Annotated in this window: 21 protein-coding genes; 14 read left to right on the forward strand and 7 right to left on the reverse strand. The window is 43.1% G+C overall.

The genetic code is table 11. The annotated features are described in order from the left end of the window. Window positions 1-24: 24 nt before the first annotated feature. The gene (locus PROVALCAL_RS15395) at window positions 25-351 is read left to right on the forward strand and encodes a hypothetical protein (RefSeq protein ID WP_006660246.1); all 327 of its coding nucleotides are present in this window, start codon (window positions 25-27) and stop codon (window positions 349-351) included. A 129-nt stretch (window positions 352-480) separates the two neighbouring features. Here the strand turns inward: PROVALCAL_RS15395 and PROVALCAL_RS15400 are convergent, their stop codons facing one another. The 4 genes from PROVALCAL_RS15400 to PROVALCAL_RS15415 all read right to left on the reverse strand — a co-directional run bounded on the left by PROVALCAL_RS15400 (window position 481) and on the right by PROVALCAL_RS15415 (window position 4,921). After that, entirely contained in the window at window positions 481-1,731 is a 1,251-nt protein-coding gene (locus tag PROVALCAL_RS15400) for an MFS transporter (protein ID WP_039862196.1), read from the reverse strand. Window positions 1,732-1,983: 252 nt separating this feature from the next. Continuing rightward, window positions 1,984-3,492, reverse strand: a complete 1,509-nt coding sequence (locus PROVALCAL_RS15405; RefSeq protein WP_006660249.1) for a tripartite tricarboxylate transporter permease — start codon at window positions 3,490-3,492, stop codon at window positions 1,984-1,986. A gap of 10 nt (window positions 3,493-3,502) precedes the next feature. Beyond that, window positions 3,503-3,934 (reverse strand): tripartite tricarboxylate transporter TctB family protein, encoded by a 432-nt coding sequence (locus tag PROVALCAL_RS15410; protein ID WP_006660250.1) that lies wholly within the window; start codon window positions 3,932-3,934, stop codon window positions 3,503-3,505. A gap of 12 nt (window positions 3,935-3,946) precedes the next feature. After that, window positions 3,947-4,921: a Bug family tripartite tricarboxylate transporter substrate binding protein gene (locus PROVALCAL_RS15415; RefSeq protein WP_006660251.1), complete on the reverse strand. Its 975-nt coding sequence runs from the start codon at window positions 4,919-4,921 to the stop codon at window positions 3,947-3,949. Between the two features lie 340 nt (window positions 4,922-5,261). Between PROVALCAL_RS15415 and tctD the strand changes: the two genes are divergently transcribed. Next, window positions 5,262-5,930: a transcriptional regulator TctD gene (gene tctD / locus PROVALCAL_RS15420; protein WP_006661346.1), complete on the forward strand. Its 669-nt coding sequence runs from the start codon at window positions 5,262-5,264 to the stop codon at window positions 5,928-5,930. After that, window positions 5,927-7,363 (forward strand): sensor histidine kinase, encoded by a 1,437-nt coding sequence (locus PROVALCAL_RS15425; protein WP_006660253.1) that lies wholly within the window; start codon window positions 5,927-5,929, stop codon window positions 7,361-7,363. The genes tctD and PROVALCAL_RS15425 overlap by 4 nt, the downstream gene beginning before the upstream one ends. 141 nt (window positions 7,364-7,504) lie before the next feature. Here the strand turns inward: PROVALCAL_RS15425 and PROVALCAL_RS15430 are convergent, their stop codons facing one another. Next, a complete protein-coding gene (locus PROVALCAL_RS15430) occupies window positions 7,505-8,425 on the reverse strand; it encodes a DMT family transporter (protein WP_006661348.1) in 921 nt (306 codons plus the stop codon). Window positions 8,426-8,524: 99 nt separating this feature from the next. Between PROVALCAL_RS15430 and PROVALCAL_RS15435 the strand changes: the two genes are divergently transcribed. Beyond that, complete coding sequence (locus tag PROVALCAL_RS15435) at window positions 8,525-9,322, forward strand: AraC family transcriptional regulator (RefSeq protein WP_006660255.1); 798 nt, start codon at window positions 8,525-8,527, stop codon at window positions 9,320-9,322. 11 nt (window positions 9,323-9,333) lie between these two features. Here PROVALCAL_RS15435 and PROVALCAL_RS15440 read toward each other — a convergent pair whose 3' ends face one another. Next, window positions 9,334-10,197: a hypothetical protein gene (locus PROVALCAL_RS15440; RefSeq protein WP_226890310.1), complete on the reverse strand. Its 864-nt coding sequence runs from the start codon at window positions 10,195-10,197 to the stop codon at window positions 9,334-9,336. 273 nt (window positions 10,198-10,470) lie between these two features. Between PROVALCAL_RS15440 and pdxB the strand changes: the two genes are divergently transcribed. The 10 genes from pdxB to PROVALCAL_RS15490 all read left to right on the forward strand — a co-directional run bounded on the left by pdxB (window position 10,471) and on the right by PROVALCAL_RS15490 (window position 20,491). Beyond that, entirely contained in the window at window positions 10,471-11,595 is a 1,125-nt protein-coding gene (gene pdxB, locus PROVALCAL_RS15445) for a 4-phosphoerythronate dehydrogenase PdxB (protein WP_039862235.1), read from the forward strand. A 71-nt stretch (window positions 11,596-11,666) separates the two neighbouring features. Continuing rightward, on the forward strand, window positions 11,667-12,677 hold the full coding sequence (locus PROVALCAL_RS15450) for an aspartate-semialdehyde dehydrogenase (protein ID WP_006660258.1): 1,011 nt from the start codon (window positions 11,667-11,669) through the stop codon (window positions 12,675-12,677). Next, window positions 12,677-13,492 (forward strand): tRNA pseudouridine(38-40) synthase TruA, encoded by an 816-nt coding sequence (gene truA / locus PROVALCAL_RS15455; protein ID WP_006660259.1) that lies wholly within the window; start codon window positions 12,677-12,679, stop codon window positions 13,490-13,492. The genes PROVALCAL_RS15450 and truA overlap by 1 nt, the downstream gene beginning before the upstream one ends. 35 nt (window positions 13,493-13,527) lie before the next feature. Beyond that, window positions 13,528-14,235 carry a DedA family protein gene (locus PROVALCAL_RS15460; protein ID WP_006661352.1) on the forward strand — a complete coding sequence of 236 codons (708 nt, stop codon included), beginning with the start codon at window positions 13,528-13,530 and terminating at the stop codon, window positions 14,233-14,235. A gap of 160 nt (window positions 14,236-14,395) precedes the next feature. Beyond that, window positions 14,396-15,364 carry an acetyl-CoA carboxylase, carboxyltransferase subunit beta gene (accD, locus tag PROVALCAL_RS15465; protein WP_006660261.1) on the forward strand — a complete coding sequence of 323 codons (969 nt, stop codon included), beginning with the start codon at window positions 14,396-14,398 and terminating at the stop codon, window positions 15,362-15,364. Continuing rightward, window positions 15,354-16,643, forward strand: a complete 1,290-nt coding sequence (gene folC / locus PROVALCAL_RS15470; RefSeq protein WP_036966151.1) for a bifunctional tetrahydrofolate synthase/dihydrofolate synthase — start codon at window positions 15,354-15,356, stop codon at window positions 16,641-16,643. Before accD ends, folC begins: the two co-directional genes overlap by 11 nt. 5 nt (window positions 16,644-16,648) lie before the next feature. Next, a complete protein-coding gene (gene dedD, locus PROVALCAL_RS15475; RefSeq protein WP_006660263.1) occupies window positions 16,649-17,365 on the forward strand; it encodes a cell division protein DedD in 717 nt (238 codons plus the stop codon). 177 nt (window positions 17,366-17,542) lie between these two features. Continuing rightward, the gene (gene cvpA / locus PROVALCAL_RS15480; RefSeq protein WP_006660265.1) at window positions 17,543-18,046 is read left to right on the forward strand and encodes a colicin V production protein; all 504 of its coding nucleotides are present in this window, start codon (window positions 17,543-17,545) and stop codon (window positions 18,044-18,046) included. 14 nt (window positions 18,047-18,060) lie between these two features. Then, window positions 18,061-19,578 (forward strand): amidophosphoribosyltransferase, encoded by a 1,518-nt coding sequence (purF, locus tag PROVALCAL_RS15485; protein ID WP_006660266.1) that lies wholly within the window; start codon window positions 18,061-18,063, stop codon window positions 19,576-19,578. A 340-nt stretch (window positions 19,579-19,918) separates the two neighbouring features. Continuing rightward, window positions 19,919-20,491, forward strand: a complete 573-nt coding sequence (locus PROVALCAL_RS15490) for a UbiX family flavin prenyltransferase (RefSeq protein WP_006660267.1) — start codon at window positions 19,919-19,921, stop codon at window positions 20,489-20,491. Here the strand turns inward: PROVALCAL_RS15490 and PROVALCAL_RS15495 are convergent, their stop codons facing one another. Further along, entirely contained in the window at window positions 20,492-21,397 is a 906-nt protein-coding gene (locus tag PROVALCAL_RS15495) for a TIGR01777 family oxidoreductase (RefSeq protein ID WP_006660268.1), read from the reverse strand. Window positions 21,398-21,605 lie beyond the last annotated feature (208 nt).

Below are 21,605 nucleotides of genomic sequence, written 5' to 3' on the forward strand. Positions count from 1 at the left end.
TCAATCATAAAGCTAGGTGGATAAATGGCGTATTGGACGGCAAAAAGTGTTCCTGAATTAAAAGGACTAGAGCGAAAAGAACAGGGACGCCTGTTTCGTCAATGTTTGAAAGAAGGCAAAAAGCGTATGGGCGCTAAATATTGGAAGCTTACGGGACTCGCGGTTTTACTTTCTGCCGTATTAGCCTTTATGTTGTTTTTCTTTGGTTTCTTTTCAGGCGGTTTTCTTGGCGGAGCGCTGTTAGGGGCGATGATCGGTGCATTATTTGTGTTTATAGTGCAGACTCCTACCATTGATGTGGGGCGTGAATGGCTACGCGAGCAGGGTTATCCAAAGCCGGAAAATGAATGATTAGAAAAGAAAACCGCGAAAGCGGTTTTTTATTAATTATATATCAGTCAATTATGCTTAAGTAATTGACTGATAAAAACTGTGTTTACATGTACCAAAGAGCGTATTTGGACGAAATGAATGTAAGCATTATAAACTAAACTCTCTGATTAATTCATAAAGCTTTATCGCACCTTTGTTTGACTGTGTGAGCTCAATTTTGTGCATTTTCTTTTGCTGGCTAAGGATTGTGATCGTTTTATTAAAAGAACCTTTTATGCTGACATGTTTGATATCGGCATAGTTAATAATAAAGCTTTCATATAATCTACCTAGTGAACAACACACATACTCAGATGTTAAAATGACGCCATGATCACCACTGCCAAACAGTGTTTCATTGTAATAAAATAGAATGTCATTTTTATTAATATGTTGATTAGGAAATTTGGCGTTAGCACATTGAACAAAATTATTGATTTTTTTGTCATCAAAATCATCATAGCGATAAAAATTATGATCAGTGTTAGTTTGGTAAGTATTATCTAGCAAAAATTCATGATCTTTAATAGGTAAGGCTTCCGCTATTAATTCTGATTCACTCTGATCAATTTTAGGTGCAACTTGTCCTAATACTGATGCCGCTACAGCGCCAGCACCGGGAAGAACATGTGTTGTAGTTGTTGCGATATTGCGAGTGACTTCTCGCGTATAAGCGCTAACCAACGTTTCGCCTCTCATATGTGCTGAGACGTTTTGTGTCACTGTCGTTGGCGTTAATGTTGTATTGACCGTAATTCTAAACGCGGCTTTTATCGACATTGCAATCATCATAATTAACAACATAATTAATGGACCAGAAATCCATAAAATCGAGAACCTAAAAAGGTAATCTTTTGTTGTCATTGGATAATTTTTCATTCTGAAATAATAAACCGCAGAAATAATAATATACGTGGCAGCGCAAGCTATTCTTTCAGGTAGATCATTGTCATGGCGGTAAGGAGATCGGTTTACGTCTAAAATGAACGGTATGAGTAAACTTGCTACAAGTAAAATACTGATGATGGCATCTGGAACTAAACCTTTAATACTGCCAACAGCTTTAGCAATGTTATATATAATCCAAAGTACTAAGATTATTGGACCGACAATAGGAATGATCATGGCTACAGCTGTAATGATGATCCCTATCACAATCCCTGAAAGTATCTCGGAAAAATGCCCTTCAGAATATAAGTAATGAATAAAGAAACAAAAAGAACTGAAAATAACAAGAGGGATAATAAATAGGGTTAAAGCAGGGAAAAGAATACAAGGTATACCAATGATCATTAATAATATAAAAATGACGTTTGGAGCTCCTTGATTTGGTTGTTCACATCTTAGTTCAGTTGACACTTTATTTCCTTGTGAATAATAAATATGAAGGGCGCATTATATTGATTATTATTTTTAATAAAAGAAGTAATCAATATAGGTTTCGAGATTTAGAGTTAAATATACAGAATAGTGAGATAAGAAAGTTTAGTTTAAAAGAAAATAGCGCTAGAAATAGAGAAAGCAGATTTAATTGAACGATAAAGTTAATATTTAAAAAAAAAGCCCCATGTTCATGGGGCGAAATCTGACAGTCATAACGTACAGTTGGAATTATGCTTGAGCAGTATGGTGACGGCGCTTGCGGATTAATTTAATGATAGGTGGTAGCACCAGAACCAGTATCGCTAAAATTAATAAACTTTTCGAAATAGTGCTGCTCCACAGAATATTGAAATCGCCATTACTGATAGACAGTGAGCGACGCAAGTTTTGCTCGAGCATCTCACCTAAAACGAACCCAAGGATCAGCGGGGAAAGAGGGAAATTCATCTTCCGCAATATATACCCGAATACCCCAAGTCCCATCATCAGGAGTAGGTCAAATGTGGTGCTGTGTACGGCATAAACCCCGACCGCAGAGACACAGGCAATCGCCGGAACTAAAAACCACAATGGCACTGTGAGCATACGTGTAAACAAGCCGATTAGCGGAATATTCATGACCAACAACACTACGTTGGCAATCAGCAGTGCAGCAATCAGCCCCCATACGATATGCGGTTGTTCAGTGAACATCCCCGGACCCGGTGTAATATTGTACAGCGTTAGCGCACCCATCATGACAGCCGTGGTGCCTGAACCTGGAACCCCAAGCGTTAGCATGGGAATAAACGAACCACAGGCTGAAGCATTGTTCGCTGCTTCAGGGGCCGCGACGCCACGAACATCCCCGTCACCGAACGTACCCTTATCACCGGCAATCTTTTTCTCTGTCATATAGGTAATGGCGCTGGCGATAGTTGCTCCTGCACCCGGCAAAATGCCCACAAAGAAGCCAATAAATGACGAACGTAATGTCGGACCCGCACAAGCTTTTGCTTCTTTTTTACTGAATAGCATTCGACCGGTTTTGCGGATCAACCCTTGCCCCGTAGCGGTTCCTTCGAGCATTAACAGAATTTCACTGACGGAGAACAGGCCGATGACCACGACGATAAATTGGACGCCATCGGATAAGTTGACACTATCAAATGTAAAACGGTATTCCCCGGAGTTGGCATCGACACCCACCGTGGCTAGCGCCAATCCAATCAGGGCGGCGAGCAGCGACTTGACGGGGTTTTGGCTCATCATGCTGCCTAAACACGCGATAGCAAATACCATCAACGCGAAATATTCAGCGGGACCAAATGCGAGAGACCATTGTGCCAATAAAGGTGCAAATAAAATGATCCCAACAATCGCAATCGTGGAACCGATAAATGAACTGACGGCTGAAATAGACAGCGCAATGCCACCTTTGCCTTCTTTTGCCATCGGATAGCCATCTAATGTGGTCATAATTGCCGCGGCATCACCGGGTACATTCAATAAAATTGCAGAAATGCGCCCACCATATTCACAGCCTAAATAGACGGTTGCCAATAAAATTAGCGCAGATTCTGCGGGGAGCTTTAGGGCAAACGCTAACGGTAATAGGATGGCAACACCATTGATAGGACCGAGACCCGGTAACATGCCGACAATCGTACCGATAAAACAGCCAATCAACCCAATCATAATATTTTGAGGGATCAGCGCCACCTCAAAGCCTTGAGATAAATACATCCACGTTTCCATACTTTTCTCCTTAGCTAAAAAGTTCGCCGATTGGCAATGTGACATCAAGTAACTTGTCGAAGGCATAGAAGAGCAAAATGCCAAGAATCGGACCTGAAATCAGGGCGGCAATCGGTGTTGCGCCAAATAACAAGGCGACACTGATGGTTAGTAATGTGGTTGCTAATGGGAAACCTAACCATTCAAATGCCCATGCATAAATCACTAATGCAATGATTAACAAGATTAAACGGCGTAAAACATACGGTTTTGGCCATTCAACCGCCTCTTGGCGACCGAATAAGAGTGCAAGAGCGCATAAGGTCATTAAGGACAGTATGGCTATCGGGAAAGGGCGGGGACCCAGTGGTTCGTAAGTAAACTCACTTTGGATACCCCAGCCGATATACAACCCGATCCCACACAGTATCAGCCAGACTATGGCAAATATGCGTTGGCTCATGGAATGACTCCGTTATTTCGCTAATCCGAAGGAACGGGCTTGCTCACGATAATTTTCAACTTCTTTTTTCACGTAAGCGTCCAATTCTGGTCCTGTTAAGTTGTATTCAAACAGACCGCGTAGGTCGCGTTGTTTTTTAAATTCGTCGGTTTGTTGGAGTTTTTGGAAGGCTTCAACCCATTGGTTGTAATCTGCATCAGAGACTTTAGGTCCCATGTAGAACCCACGAATAATCGGCCAAACTATGTCATAACCTTGCTCTTTGGCGGTTGGGATATTGGCTAAACCGTCAGGCAAGCGTTTATCCGCGTATACGGCCAGAATGCGAATTTTTCCATCACTGATATACGGGGTCATTTCACTGATATCTCCAGAGATGACCTGAACATGGTTGCCTAAGAGTGCCGTTAACGTTTCACCGCCACCTTCGAAGGCCACATAGCGCATTTTGCGAGGGTCGAGGTCGATAGCTTTAGCAAGCAGCGCCGTTTTCATCCAATCTTGGCTGCCAATTGAGCCACCTGCGCCGAAAACAATACTGTTGGGGTCTTTTTTGAAGGCGTCCATCAGCTCCCCGAGAGTTTTATAAGGGGAGTCAGCGCGTACGGCAATCATGCCATAGTCACTGCCCACACTGGCTAGCCAGCGGACGTCATTCTCGTTGTAGCGACCAAATTTACCTTGGGCGAGGTTTAAGAGTGAGCCACCAGAGAATGCCACGATAGTTCCCGGTTCAGCAGGGCGCTGAGCGACGATAGCATTGTAGGCGACGGCACCGATCCCACCCGGCATATACGTGACTCGCATTGGTTTTTCGATCTCTTTAGTTTCTAGCATAGAGACTTGCACCAGCTTACACGTTAAATCAAAACCACCACCAGGTTTGGCAGGGGCAATACATTCTGTTCTTTCAGGTAAAGCCATTGCTTGGTTAATGCCAACTAAAAAAATCGTTGCTGCTAAGGTGCTGATTGTGAACTTCTTCATGCTTTATTCCTCACTAGACAATAATTAAGTTACTTGGTTGTTGTCAGTTATGTCGTTATTGGTGTGATTGTAGACAATGTGTGTTCGCCACTCATCATTGAACGGTGAACCTTTCATTTACCTTTCATTAACAAATAAAATTATTTTTATGTGATACATATCAGATTGTTTTATATTCTCGCTTCTTAATTATGTTAATTTAATGTTAATTTCTATTGGTGGCAGCAAGTTAACGAAGGATTGTTGTGATAGCTTCGGTAAAAATTGCGTTTAACACTTTTCATTCAATCGATAGAGTGCCAACTTATACGCATAAATAATCATAATGAGTGGGCGACTGATGAGAATGTTATTGGTTGAGGACCATGATGAATTGTCATTGTGGTTACAGAAAGCCCTAGCAGCATCTGGCTTTGCTGTGGATATTGCGAGTGATGGTTATATTGCGGATCAGCTATTACAGACTGAAAATTATTCGTTAGTCGTATTAGATGTTTCATTACCAAGAATGAATGGCTTAGACGTGTTAGCTCAGATGCGTAAGCGTCACCAAGAAACACCGGTGCTGCTACTGACAGCGAATTCTGATGTTGCTGATCGTGTAAAAGGGCTGAATGCGGGGGCGGATGATTATCTTACCAAACCTTTTGATATTGCTGAGTTAGAAGCCAGAATTCGTGCGTTATTACGCCGTAGCCATGGAAATATTAATGAATCCCAATGTTTTGGTGATCTTTGTTTTCATGAAGAAGGTTACTTTTCACTGAAAATGGAGCCATTAGGCTTAACACCGCGGGAATATGCGGTATTGAACACACTTTTTCATCGCAGAGGGCGACCTGTTTCAAAAACACAATTATTTGAGCAGGTATTTTCACTGTCAGATGAAGCCAATTTACAAAGTATTGAGCTCTATGTTCACCGAGTTCGCAAAAAGCTTGCGGGCTCAGATGTGAATATCAATACTTTACGCGGATTGGGATACCGATTAGAGCAGTGTAGTGTATGAAATTAGTCTCTCATCCACGCTCTCTCTTTCATCAGTTACTGCTTTTTTTCGGTATCCCCCTCATTTTATTGGGCAGTTTTTCGGTTTATACCCACTATTACAGTGCTAAGAATGCGGCAAATTTAGCCTATGACCGAACGTTGCTTGCATCAGCCAGAACGGTTGCGGAACGCTTACAGGTCGTTGATGAACATCTCTCAGTGAATGTTCCCTATGTAGTGCTTGATAGCTTTGAGCTTAACAACAATGACCGCCTGTTTTATCAAGTGATCGCTCCTCATGGGGAAACGATCTCGGGCTATGATGATTTACCGCCAATCCCGCCTTATTGGATGCGCTCCCAACATTACACCGCTCTTGTCTACTTTTACGATGCCGAATATCGGGGTCTACCCATTCGTGTCGCGACATTTTTCCAACCGATCAATGAAGGTGGAATACAAGGCATGGTGGAGATCCGCGTCGCCGAAACTGTTTATGCGCGGCAAGATTTCGCCAACCAACTGCTTATTTCTGCACTGATGAGCCAAGGTACTGTCGTTGTTGTGACACTGATATTGGCTTATTTACTCTTACGTAAATTATTAACTCCGCTGAAGAAACTCTCTAATTTGATGTTAGGGCGCGCGGCGAATGATCTCACCCCGATTCCTAATGTACTGCCATGGTCTGAGTTATCGCCATTAGTGGATGCACTGAATCGCTATGTGGAACGGTTAAAGCGGATGTTAAAACGCCAAGAACGCTTTAGTGCGGATGCATCTCATCAATTAAAAACCCCATTAACGGTATTAAAAACCCAAGTTTCTGTGGCCCTTAATAGTGAGGATGAACACCAAAAGCAGCAAAGCTTGCAAGCCATTAACAAAACATTAGATAACACCATCGTTTTGACTGATCGGCTTTTGCAACTTTCTCGTTTGAAAGAGCATGAAAAAGAGGCTATTAGGCTCTATCGTGCCGTTAATTTGGTCGATATTGTCCAACAAGTCTGCTTTACTCGTTTAGGAAAATCAGAAAGCAAGAAGATTGATTTAGGTTATGAAGGATTAGAACATTGCTGGGTTAAAGGCGATGCGATATTACTGGCGGAAATGTGTGCGAACTTGATTGATAATGCGATTAAATATACGCCAGAGAAAGGGGTGGTAACGGTGCGTATTGTCACCGATGAGACTCAGCAATCGATGGTAACGCTGGAAGTGGAAGATTCGGGACCCGGTATTGAGAATAAATATATTCACCGTTCATTAAAAGCTTTCAGGCGCTTAAATAATGCAAAAGGGCTGGAAGGTTCAGGACTAGGCTTGGCTCTTGTGAAAGATATCGCTAGCTACCACGGTTCCGAATTGCAGTTATTAAAAAGTGACCAGCTTGGCGGCTTGCTAGTGCGTATTACTTTAAAAATGAGTCGGGCACCGAGGAAGACGTGAAAATGCCTTAAGTCGTTCATCGGGGACAGGGCGATGAAAAAATGCAAATAAACATTGCAAATAAACAATGCAAATAAACAAAACCCTATTAATTTTCAGAACTAATAGGGTTTTTTAAGGCACTTACTTAATTGATATCACTTACTGACAAGTATCTTCTGCCAACGCCTTTTTCTTACGCGTGAATACTTGAGTAAGCGGTGTACGTAGCTGTTGGGCTAACATCACACCGAGTAACACGATGCCACCGCCGATGAGGTGATAACTTTTTAGTTCTTCACCTAACGTGAAGACAGCAATAATGGCGGTAAAAACGGGCGCAAGGTTCATAAAGATAGAGGTTGTATTGGCCCCTAAACGCAGTACACCTTGAATCCACATGGCTGGAGCAAGAATGGATGCCGCAATCCCAGCGAACAGGACTAACCCGATATTATCGCGGTTAAGACTGACATCGTCTGCCATTAAGAAGTTAGGAATTAATAGCAATACCCCAAAGAACACTTGTACATAGAGTGAATCCCAGCTGGAGAGTTGAATCGCCCAGCGTTTGGTTAATACGCCATACAAGGCATAAGCGGCTGACGCGACGATCATCAGTAACTCACCTTGACCCAACCCATTATCAAGTAATGAACTCGGATGCCCTTGACTGACTAACCAAGCCAGACCAAACAATGATAAAACGGAACCGACAACAATCCCAACTGTTGGGATCACGCGCAAAACAAAAATACTAATGACGACAGTCAGCAGTGGAATAAATGAGTTCATCACGCCCATAAATGTTGCACTGACCGTGTGCGCGGCGTAATAAGCCAGACTTTGATACAGCATCATTCCCAAAGCACCTAAAATAGCCAATTGCCACCAATGTTGCTTAACAATTTTGGCATGGCGTAATACCGATCGCAGAACAAATGGAGTCATGACTAAAAAGGCCAATGCCCAGCGATAGAATGAGATAGCTGCAGGGTCAATAGCACTTGCGGCTGCTTTATTGACGATAGCATTGACAGACCATAACAACACCGCGACGAGCGGAAACAGGAAATATTTCATTAACAACGTTCTCCCTAAATCAGTCAGAGGAGTATACATCTGTCCGAAATATTATATATACTGATATTCAGACAATCGATAACGTTTTTCAGACAGCCGATGAATAATTTAAAGAATGATGTACTGCAAATTAATGAATGCAATATTATTGAGCCTGAATTCATTGCGTTGCGCCATGAGCAGATTAACCAACAAACTGAGTACAAATCCCACTCCCATACATTTGGTCAGTTACTGTATGTGGTCTGCGGAATTATGGAAATGGAAGTTGAAGGGAAGCATTATATGGCGCCCCCAGAATTTTGCATCTGGATCCCTGCGAATACTCAGCATGCGAGCTTTAATAAACAGAGCGTAAAGTTTCGTATCATTGATTTTGCTAAAGCCTATACCCCTAGGCTCGCCAATAAGGCGTGTGTTGTCCGATTAAGCCCGATTTTTCACACAATCATGACAGATATGTATCAACGGGGAATTGTACAACCTGAAACAGCACAAGATATTCGTTTGGGGGAGGTTCTGATAGACCAATTTGCGATTTCGCCATGCCAAGATACCTACTTACCGACCAGTAAAGATAAATTTCTGGCTCCTATTTTAAACGAATTGCAACAAGATCCTGCGGATAACACAACGCTAGCACAGTGGGCTAAACGGTTTTATACCTCGGAGCGCACATTATCTCGTCGTTGTCAGCAAGAGTTAGGCATGTCATTCAGCGAGTGGCGTCAGCGACTACGTTACTTACATGCAGTTGCTGGATTGGACAAAGGCAAGAGTGTGCATGAAGTGGCGCTCGATGTAGGGTATAGCTCCGCATCCGCATTTATCGCCATGTTCCAGCAAATTTCAGGGGTCACTCCTGACCGGTTTCGGATGAAAGAGCTGGCCCCATAGCTGCGGAAAAATCAATATACATAATCGTATTTGATATTAGCGTGGTAGTTGTACACGCTATCTTTCCCTCCGTGCTCATCTTTAATTAACGTAGTTATAGTTTGTTCTGCATCAGTGCATCTTCCGAACTTATTCCAGCTTTTACAGGTCGTCACAGTTGTTTCGGTGGTAAAAAATTCTTCAATGGTTTTTTTGGTTAACGGTCTGTCATCATCACCATAGGTAAACTCTTCGACGGTTGAATCAGATTGCATGCGAATTAAGCGATTTTTCGTATCATAATAGAAGGTTGTTTTCACACTATCATTTTCGAGCGTACTGACTCGGTTGGATTCAGATAATCGTCCTTTATCATCAGTTAAAAAACGTGTTACTGCTCTTGTTAACATGCGCTCTTTGTCGAGAGTCGTCGTATAAGAAGAGTCTTTGGCTTCGGTTATTTTCCCATTCTGGTCAGTGAAAAACTTCCCATTCATTTTTTGCTGTAAAATGGTTTTTTCAACATTATCTTGATTAATAACAGACAGCTTAAATGCGGACTTGTAGTCCCAACCGTTACCATTTTTTTTCATGTTCATATCAATGGATTTGACGGATACACTGTCGTGGATGCTGAATTTGACAACTTCATGACCAGTTAGCTCGATTAAGGCTCCACAATCATCAAACTTCGTTTGAACCGTGTTGTTGATGTAATCGTCTTGGCTGGTGGTAAGTACATTCATCTCTTTTAATGAGTCATTAAAAGGGCGTTCTTGGGCAAAGACAAAATTATTGAAGTTATTGGTGGCGATGGTGTCCGCCGAGCAGTTTTGCTCGCCAGCATAGGCATAAAACGAGCACATTAGGGGTAGCGATAATAATACTTTTTTCACAATCAATATGCCTTTCAAAATAAATGCCTTCCTGAAAAATGAATAACGTTTAATGTAGTGCTGCTGATTAAACATGAAATCTATTAGATTAGGTAGTCAGACTCGTCTGTAACGTTGTTAAATCAAAGAGAAAATTTAAATAATGCTACCTGCGAGACTCTGGATTTCATGTTAAAACGCATTATCATGTAAATGATTCAGCACATCGACGATTTGGAGTATAGTGTGGCTGCCAAATCGGGCATGACTAAACATTTTATTGGGACGAATTTCGTGAAAATTTTGGTTGATGAAAACATGCCATATGCTCAAGCCTTATTTAGTGAGCTAGGCGAAGTTAAAGCAGTGCCAGGGCGTCCAGTGCCAGAACAAGAACTTAACGATGCAGATGCATTGATGGTGCGCTCAATTACCAAAGTGAATAAATCCTTGCTGAGCAATACGCCAGTAAAATTCGTCGGCACGGCAACTGCAGGGTTTGACCATGTGGATACCCAGTGGCTTGCAGAAGCCAATATTGGATTTTCCTCTGCGCCGGGATGTAATGCGATTGCCGTCGTTGAGTATGTTTTTTCAGCACTCTTGATGCTAGCGGAACGCGATAATTTTGATTTACGCGATAAAACCGTAGGAATTATCGGTGTGGGAAATGTGGGTGGACGTCTGTATAAACGCTTGCAAGCGTGGGGAGTCAAAACGGTATTGTGTGATCCGCCTCGTGCAGACAATGGTGACCAAGAAGCCTTTGTCTCATTCGATACCGTTTTAGAGCAGGCAGATATCTTAACCTTCCATACGCCGCTTAATATGAATGGAAAGTATTCAACATTCCATTTGATGGGCGCTTCTCAACTCGCCAATTTACGTGATGGCACTATTTTAGTGAATGCCAGCCGTGGCGAAGTAGTGGATAACCAAGCGTTATTACACTTACTTAAGCAAGGTAAACCATTGAGTGTAGTATTGGATGTTTGGGAGCCTGAGCCAGATTTAGATACTGAATTATTAGCGTATGTGGATATCGGTACACCACATATTGCGGGCTATACCTTAGAAGGTAAAGCGCGTGGAACAACGCAAGTGTTTGAAGCCTATTGTGAATTTTTGGGTAAACCTACCCACATTTCACTCGCATCATTGTTACCGAAGCCAGATATCGATTGCATTAATTTCAATGGTAAATTAACGCAAAGCCAACTCAAAAGATTAGTTCATCTCGTGTATGATGTGCGTCGTGATGATTCATCACTGCGCGCAGTCGCAGGTATTCCCGGTGAATTCGATAAATTACGCAAACATTACCAAGAGCGTCGCGAATGGTCATCGCTTACCGTTCAGTGTGATAGCGAACAAACAGCGCAATTGCTGAATGAGTTAGGCTTTAACGCAAAAATTTAATCACAATTTTTTAGGTGAAATGAGTGGCTTATTGGCGCTTGTTTCACTTTGATTTTTTTAGAGGAAAAACCATGACAGAAGGTTGGAATATCGCATTACTTGGGGCAACAGGTGCAGTGGGTGAAGGCATTCTTTCCCTACTTCAAGAAAGAGAGTTTCCCGTTGGTGAGCTTTATTTACTAGCCAGTGAGCGTAGTGCAGGAGAGAGCATTCGCTTCAACGGTAAAAGTTATCAAGTGCAAAACGTGGCTGACTTTGATTGGTCGCAGGCACAGATCGCCTTTTTTGCAGCAGGTGAAGCTGCTACGGTACAGTATGCTGAAGTCGCGGCGCAAGAAGGCTGTATCGTTATCGATAACAGCGGCGTTTTTGCATTAGAGCCGGATGTACCTTTAGTGGTGCCAGGCGTTAACCCGCAAGTTTTAGCCGATTATCGCAATCGTAATATTATTTCTGTCGCAGATAGCTATGTTAGTCAGTTATTAACGTCAATTAAACCATTGGTTGAAGCGGCAGGATTAGGGCGTATTACCCTGACTAACATGCTGTCTATGTCAGCTTACGGCAAGGCTGCGGTGGATGAATTGGCTGGTCAGAGCGCGCGTTTACTCAATGGTATTCCTGCTGAAGAGGGACGCTTTAGTAAGCAGCTGGCATTTAACATGTTGCCATTATTAGCGGATGCTGAAGGCAGTGTTGTGCATGAGCGCCGTTTAGTTGAGCAGGTGCGTAAAGTGCTGCAAGACGACGGTTTACCTGTGGCGGTGAGTTTTATTCAATCACCTGTTTTCTACGGTAATGCACAAGTTGTGCATTTAGAAACGTTACGTCCAGTCAGCGCAGAAGAAGCGAGTGAAGAGTTTGAACGTTTTGATGATATTCAGGTCTCAGAAGAGGGTGATTATCCAACTCAAGTGACTGATGCATCAGGCAATGACTTTTTAAGCATAGGTTGTATTCGTAATGACTATGGTATGCCGGAAGTTTTACAGTTCTGGTCAGTCGCGGATAACGTACGTTTTGGCGGTGCACTGATGGCAGTTGAGACAGCAGAAAAACTGGCTCAGGAGCTGTACTACTGATGTCGGAATCCCCAAAACTGCATCGTATTGCTCTCGGGATTGAATATAACGGCAGTCGTTATTACGGTTGGCAACGTCAGCAAGAAGTGCAAAGTGTACAGGGCTGCCTTGAAGCTGCGCTATCGAAAATTGCGGCTGAGCCAATCAGTGTTAATTGCGCCGGACGTACGGATGCAGGCGTTCACGCGACTGGGCAAGTTGTGCATTTTGAAACTTCTGCCATTCGTAAAGAGGCCGCATGGACGATGGGCACGAATACCCATCTTCCGGATGATATTGCGGTTCGTTGGTGTAAGCCAGTGGATGATGAATTTCATGCGCGTTTTAGTGCAACAGCGCGCCGATACCGCTATGTTATTTTTAATCATCGTTATCGTCCTGCCATTTTATCGAATGGCGTAACGCATTTTCATTTTCCCCTTGATGAGAAGCGTATGCACCAAGCGGCACAAGCTCTACTGGGTGAGCGTGATTTTACCTCATTCAGAGCAGTCCAATGCCAGTCCAAAACTCCTTGGCGTAATGTGATGCACGTTAATGTGACGCGTCACGGAAACTATGTAGTTGTGGACATTAAAGCTAACGCGTTTGTGCACCATATGGTGAGAAACATTGTTGGCAGTTTGTTGGAGATTGGTTGCGGAAATCAAGATATTGATTGGATGGCACATCTTCTGGAATTAAAAGATAGAACGAAAGCAGCGGCAACAGCCAAAGCGGAAGGACTGTATTTAGTGAGCGTGGATTATCCTGAAAAATTTGACCTGCCACAGAATGTGATGGGACCACTATTTCTTGCAGGTGATCTACTATAAATGTCGTTAATATAAATCTCCACATGAGGAACCCCATGGAGTTTATCAGTTTTATCATTGATTTTATTTTGCATATTGATGTGCATCTTGCGGAATTGGTCGCCCAATATGGTGTTTGGGTCTACGGTATTTTATTCCTGATCTTATTCTGCGAGACGGGGTTGGTGGTGACGCCTTTCCTCCCAGGGGATTCATTATTATTTGTTGCGGGTGCAATAGCAGCATTGCCAAGTAATGATTTAAACGTACACGTCATGGTACTGTTGATGATTATTGCGGCAATTATTGGTGATGCAGTGAACTACACCATCGGTCGTATCTTTGGTGAAAAGCTATTTCAAAATCCAAACTCAAAAATTTTCCGTCGTAGCTATTTAGATAAAACCCATGAGTTTTATGAAAAACACGGTGGAAAAGCGATTATCTTGGCGCGTTTTGTCCCAATCGTGAGAACTTTCGCGCCTTTCGTTGCGGGTATGGGAAAAATGTCTTACCGTCATTTTGCCTTTTATAATGTGACAGGTGCGTTATTATGGGTGTTACTCTTTACATATGCAGGGTATTTATTCGGTGATTTGCCGATAGTACAAAAGAATTTGAAATTACTGATAGTCGCGATTATCTTTATTTCAATTCTACCGGGTGTCATTGAAATTATTCGCCACCGTCGTGCTGCTGCAAAAGAAAAAAATGCAGTAGCAAAAGAAAACAGTGCGGCGACGCAAAAAAACGATAACCAATAATCGGTTTGAAAAAAGTTTTTATCTACAGTGAGATATCATTGTGGTTTAATGGCAAAAAATAACATACTGATAGATACTCCTTATATCACCATCCCTGATATTCAGTGATTGGTATTACTTGGAGTCTTGTCAGAGTGCAATCAGACGAAAAGGTCCATTAATGAGCTGGATTGAGAAAATTTTAAAAAAAGGTACTTCAACCCCATCCCATAAAGCAAACATTCCTGAAGGTGTTTGGACTAAATGTGATAGCTGTGGGCAAGTACTTTATGGCGCTGAGCTTGAGCGTAACTTACAAGTGTGTCCGAAATGTGACCACCATATGCGTATTCATGCTCGTCAACGCCTTGAATCCTTCCTTGATGAAAACTCAACAACGGAATTAGGTAGCGAATTAGAGCCAAAGGATGTGCTCAAATTCCGTGATTCTAAAAAATACAAAGATAGAATTAGCGCAGCACAAAAACAAACGGGCGAAAAAGACGCTATCGTTGTTATGAAAGGGACACTCAAAGAGATGCCTATCGTTGCCGCAGCGTTTGAATTCTCCTTTATGGGTGGTTCAATGGCATCGGTAGTGGGTGCACGTTTTGTCCGTGCTGTAGAACAGGCTCTGGAAGATAACTGCCCATTAGTGTGTTTCTCTGCAAGTGGCGGCGCACGTATGCAAGAAGCGCTGTTATCGTTGATGCAAATGGCAAAAACCAGTGCGGCATTGGCAAAAATGCAAGAGCGCGGGTTGCCGTATATTTCTGTACTGACCGACCCAACTATGGGTGGTGTTTCTGCAAGTTTAGCCATGTTAGGTGATATCAACGTTGCTGAACCTAAAGCCTTGATCGGTTTTGCAGGACCTCGCGTTATTGAGCAAACAGTACGTGAAAAATTACCTCAAGGTTTCCAACGCAGTGAGTTCTTGTTGGAAAAAGGGGCAATTGACATGATCGTACGTCGCCAAGATATGCGTGACCGTCTGGCTGATGTATTAGCGATGTTAACGAATAAACCAAGTCCGAATACTGCGCCAACACTGGTTGTTGAAGTTGTTGATGTGGAAATTGATCTTGCTGACGCTGTCGATGGAACAGAAAACGCAAAAGGGTCTAAACATAAAAAAGATGATGAGTAATCTAATCATTCCTACAGCCAAGTCTCCTTTGGAGGCTTGGCTTTCTTATCTCACCGACCTGCATAGCCAAAATATCGATATGGGGTTGGAGCGAGTAGGGCAAGCTGCCCGTCAAATGAATTTAACCCAACCTGCTCCGCGCGTCATTACCGTTACTGGAACCAATGGGAAAGGCACAACATGCCATACCCTTGAAGCTATTTTAATGGCGGCGGGCTTGAAAGTGGGTGTGTATAGTTCTCCCCATTTAGTTCGCTACACTGAACGTGTTCGTATCCAAGGTAAAGAACTGACTGAAAATGCGTTCTGCCAAGCGTTTGCAACCATTGAAGCGCAGCGTGGAAATATTTCGTTAACCTACTTTGAATATGGCACCTTAGCTGCACTACAATTATTTAAGCAAGCTGAGTTGGATATTGTGATCCTCGAGGTGGGCCTAGGTGGTCGTCTTGATGCTACGAATGTGGTGGACGCGGATATCGCAGCTATCACCAGTATTGCTCTCGATCATACAGATTGGCTAGGCTCTGACCGCGAACATATTGGTCATGAGAAAGCGGGTATTTTCCGTCAAGGTCACTATGGTGTAGTGGGTGAACCTGACATGCCTGACGCCATTGGTGCTTATGCTGACAAAATCGGCACAATGTTATTTCGGCGTGGCAAAGATTGGCATTATCAAGAGTATGCAGATCATTGGTCATGGGAAAGCCCACAGCGTTCATGGGAAGATTTACCCTTACCGAATGTGCCATTAGCCAATGCGGCAACGGCAATGGGGGTGATCAGCTGCTTGATGGAGATTGACCCTGTATTAGCGCAGAAAATAACCAACAAAGCGATTCACCAAGGCTTAAGTACCGCTCAGTTACCGGGGCGTTTCCAAATCATTGGCGAAAACCCGTTAATGATTTTAGATGTGGCGCATAATCCGCACGCTGCAGGTTACTTAGTTTCCAAACTCGCACAATTACCGAGGCGAGAAGGTCGTCGAATTCGTGCGGTAGTAGGCATGCTAGGGGATAAAGATATTCAAGGTACATTAACCTGTTTATCCCAACAAGTTACAGATTGGTATCTTGCGCCGCTAAGAGAATTTCGTGGTGCGGATGTGACTGAACTTAGCAAACATATTGATGGTGCTCACGAATTTGATTCAGTGGAAGCCGCTTGGCGACAAGCCTGCGTGGATGCGAAACCACAAGATGTGATTGTCGTGTGTGGATCATTCCATACAGTAGCACACGTCATGATGCTATTAGAGAAAACAGAAGGATAAAGTCAGTGGCTAGTAAATTCCAGAATCGTCTTGCTGGCGCCATTGTATTAGTCGCTGCGGGGGTCATTGTGCTGCCCGGGCTACTGGATGGCGATAAGAAATACAATGAAAATGAATTTGCAGCCATTCCGATTATTCCCAAACCGGGTGATGAAGAAGATATTGAGTCGATTGCACCGATTACACACAGTGCATCAACGGCTTCTTCAGAAGGAACTTCTGAAGCGATGTTATCGGAAGCTATCACCGAGCAAAAGCAAAGTGAACAGCCGCCAGTAGCCGCAAACAGTGCAAATCAAAGTGTGACAAATCAAAATAATGGCGCTCAAAATGGGAGCGCGATTCCGACAAATGTTGCACCTGAAAAACCGCGAGTGGAGCCAAAGCCGGAACCTAAACCTGAGCCTAAACCTAAACCAAAAGTAGAGTCAAAACCTGAACCAAAACCTGAACCTAAGCCGGAGCCTAAGCAAGAACCTCAAGGCAAAGCGTATGTGGTACAAGTTATCGCGCTAAATAATGCGAGTAAGGTTGAGGAAATAGTGGCTAAACTGAGATTGTCGGGGTATCAGGTTTATACGGTGCCAGCAAAACCGGTGAACAATAAATTAACCCGTATTTATGTAGGCCCTGAGGCATCAAGGCAGAAACTTGAATCTGCATTACCTGAACTTAATGCGATAACAGGTACAAAAGGGATTATTCAAGCGTTTAAGCCTTAAAATGACATTGGATTATCCCTAAAAAATAAGGGTATTTAGTAACTTACTGCGGCGATTATGATTTTTTCTTTTCGCCGCTGATTTTTTTAAATTCAATAAAAAATGGTTACGCAAACGTTTTCGTTTTCTGTTAGAATGCATTCGCCGCTGACGTGAATGCGAATTTTGGAATGAAATATGGTCTGGATTGATTACACAATTATCGCCATTATTGGCTTCTCGGCACTGGTAAGCCTGATTCGTGGATTTGTACGTGAGGCATTATCGTTAATCACATGGGGTTGTGCGTTCTTCGTTGCAAGTACGTTTTATCCCTACTTGGCGAGCTATTTTACGAACTTTGAGGATATTTTGGTTCGTAACGGTATTGCCATTGCGGCATTATTCATTGCAACCCTGATTGTAGGTGCGGTAGTGAATTATGTGATTAGCTCACTGGTACAAAAAACCGGATTATCGGGTACAGATCGTGTACTGGGGATTTGCTTCGGTGCGTTGCGTGGGGTATTAATTGTATCGGCGCTATTGTTCTTTCTCGATACATTTACTCCGCTTCCTCAAAGTGAGGATTGGCATCGTTCACAGCTTATTCCACAGTTCAGTCATATTATTAGGTGGTTCTTTGACTACCTGCAAAATGCGTCAAGTTTCCTACCGGAGAATATTTCTCCGTCTGGCTGATGAGGAAAGACTAAATGTGCGGTATTGTCGGTATCGCCGGTGTTTCACCGGTAAACCAATCAATTTATGATGCGTTGACGGTGCTACAGCATCGTGGGCAAGATGCAGCGGGTATTGCGACCATCGATGGTAAAAACAATATCCGTTTGCGTAAAGCAAATGGTTTAGTAAAAGATGTCTTTGAAACTCGCCATATGTTGCGACTTCAAGGTTCAATGGGCATAGGACATGTACGTTATCCTACAGCGGGTAGCTCAAGTGCATCTGAAGCTCAGCCTTTTTACGTTAACTCTCCTTTTGGTATCACCCTTGCACATAATGGTAACCTGACAAATGCTCACGAACTGACTCGTAGCCTATTTGAAACAGCGCGTCGCCATGTGAATACCACCTCAGACTCCGAAATTCTGCTAAATGTATTAGCGCATGAATTAGATAAGTTTGACCATTTTCCTCTCGAACCTGACAACATTTTTAGTGCCGTCGCGTCAATGCACAAAAAAATCCGTGGTGCTTATGCCTGTGTGGCATTGATTATTGGTCACGGGATGGTGGCATTTCGTGACCCATATGGCATTCGTCCATTAGTTCTCGGTCGCCGTATTTTGGCAACTGGCGAACACGAATATATGGTGGCATCTGAAAGTGTGGCATTAGACACGTTAGGCTTTGAATTCCTTCGTGATGTCGCACCCGGTGAAGCCGTGTATGTCACTGAAGATGGTAAATTATTTACTCGCCAATGTGCAGAGAATCCACAACTGACGCCGTGTATTTTTGAATATGTTTATTTTGCTCGCCAAGATTCCTTTATTGATAAAATCTCGGTGTATAACGCAAGATTGCGCATGGGGCAAAAGTTGGGGGCTAAAATTGCACGAGAGTGGGAAGATCTGCATATTGATGTCGTGATCCCAATCCCAGAAACCTCTTGCGATATCGCCTTGGAAATCGCACACATCTTAGATAAACCATACCGTCAAGGGTTTGTGAAAAACCGTTATGTTGGGCGCACGTTTATCATGCCAGGGCAGCAAGAACGTCGTAAATCAGTACGGCGTAAGCTGAATGCAAACCGTGCTGAGTTCCGTGATAAAAACGTTCTGCTGGTGGATGATTCGATTGTGCGCGGGACCACATCTGAGCAAATAGTGGAATTAGCCCGCGAAGCTGGTGCGAAGAATGTGTATTTTGCTTCCGCTGCGCCAGAAGTACGTTTCCCGAACGTATACGGCATCGACATGCCAAATGCGAATGAACTGATTGCACACGGTCGTGAAGTCGATGAAATTCGAAAATTGATTGGTGCAGATGGCTTAATCTTCCAAGATCTCAGCGACCTCGTGGACGCAGTTCGTGAAGAAAACCCAGAAATTAATGAATTTGAATGTTCCGTATTTGACGGCATTTACGTGACGAAAGATATTGACCAAAGTTATTTAAATTATCTGGAAAATCTGCGTAAGGACGATGAGTTAAAGTTGAAAGATCAGAGTGATGTTGAGGATTTAGAGATATACAACGAAGGCTAAATTTTCGGGGAGCCTCGCCATACTTCACGCTGTAGCGTTGTTGGCTGTATTAGCTAACCCTAGTCACATACCTGTGTATGCTCCTAGGGATTAGCTAACTTGCCGCCTAGCTACAGCATGAATTATTTAGAGGATTAAATCTAAAACTAAGCTGAAAATGAAGTTAGTCTGAATTACCTTTCACTCATGTTTCCTTCATTCCTTTATTTATACCCACTTATTCCGTGAGTAAAGTTTTGCTCTGTATTTTTACTATACTGACCTCTACACCTTGCCTCTCTCTCACTTCTTCACGATATTTGGTATATAATGCAGGAAATTACGTGAATTGGGGTTGAGCATGAAAAAACTTATCATTGGGTTAACGGGAGCGAGTGGGGCAATCTACGGTATTCGATTGCTGGAAGTGCTTAAACCTGTGAAAGATGTGGAAACCCACCTAGTGATGAGTGCGGCAGCACGTCAAACTCTCGCGCTGGAGACCGATTTCAGTGTGAAAGATGTTCAACAACTTGCTGACCATGTTTATGATAGCCGCGATATCGCCGCTGCAATTTCCTCAGGCTCATTTCGCACTGCGGGTATGGTAATCATGCCTTGTACTATGAAAACGCTTTCAGGCATCGTACACAGCTATACAGACACATTAGTAACCCGTGCGGCAGACGTCGTATTAAAAGAAGGGAAAAAACTGGTGTTAGGGGTACGGGAAACGCCACTGCATTTAGGGCATTTAAAATTGCTCGTTCAAGCCGCTGAAATAGGTGCCGTGATTATGCCCCCAATGCCTGCGTTTTATCATCAGCCTCAATCTATTCAAGATATTGTCGATCAAACCGTGAATCGCGTACTTGACCAGTTTGATATTCAGCTCGACCATGATTTGTTCACCCGTTGGCAGGGCGCTAAATAATCACGGTGTTGGTGTTAATAAATCTTCCAAAGCAATTCTCAGTTCAATAAATTCAAATGCAAAGCCAGCCTCTTCTAAGCGTTTTGGAATGGCTTGCTGTCCCCCTAATAATAAAGTGGCAGATTCACCAAGCACGCCTCTTACGGCGAAAGCGGGCGTGCGCACGAAAGAAGGGCGATTGAGTACATCTCCCATCATGGCAGCAAATTGGTCATTATGGACAGGATAAGGCGACGTCATATTAAACGGACCTGATAAATCCGGTGTTTCCATTAAAAACAAAATCGCTTTTACCATATCGTTAATGTGGATCCACGGCATATATTGCTTTCCATGACCAATCGGTCCACCTGCCCCCATTTTGAAAATAGGCAGAATTTTGGCGAGTAGACCACCTTTAGGGGATAAAACTAATCCAGTACGCAATAGGCAAACGCGCGTTTTGCTTGATTGGGCTTCGAGGGCAATGGCTTCCCAGCGTGCAGCTAACTGATGGGTAAATTCGTCATGGGGTTGGTCTGATTCAGTCACTACAGACTGACCTTGATCACCGTAATAGCCAACAGCAGATCCAGAAAGAAATACATTCGGTGGGGTTTCACTGGCTTTAATCAAATCCGTTAACTGTTGGGTTATTTTCCAGCGACTTTCACAGAGGATTTGTTTTTGTGCGGTCGTCCAGCGTTTTTCTGCGATGGGTTCACCGGCAAGGTTGATGACTGCATCAAATTCGTTGAGATTTTTTCTATCGCTGAGGGTTGTCCAGCATTCAACCGCTTTACAAAATAGACTGTATACTTTTTGTGGTGAGCGACTTAATACCGTGACCTGATGTGAATGCATCACTAACGCTTGAACCAGTTGGGTACCAATTAACCCTGTTCCGCCTGTTATTAGTATTCTCATTTTTATCCCCTCTATTTAAAGCGTTATAACGCTCTAAATAATCCGATTTTTACCATCTAGTTTGAGTTAACTATAGCATTTGCAAATAAGAATTGTTGGGTTTCAGTTAACGGTTCAAAAAAAAGAATTTTGTGCTATATCTTAAAGGGATGTGTTGATTTTTATGGGGGAGACAAAGCACAAATTTGCTTAGGATCCCTTGCAACGT

This window comes from Providencia alcalifaciens DSM 30120, from assembly GCF_000173415.1.
GTDB classification, from domain to species: domain Bacteria; phylum Pseudomonadota; class Gammaproteobacteria; order Enterobacterales; family Enterobacteriaceae; genus Providencia; species Providencia alcalifaciens.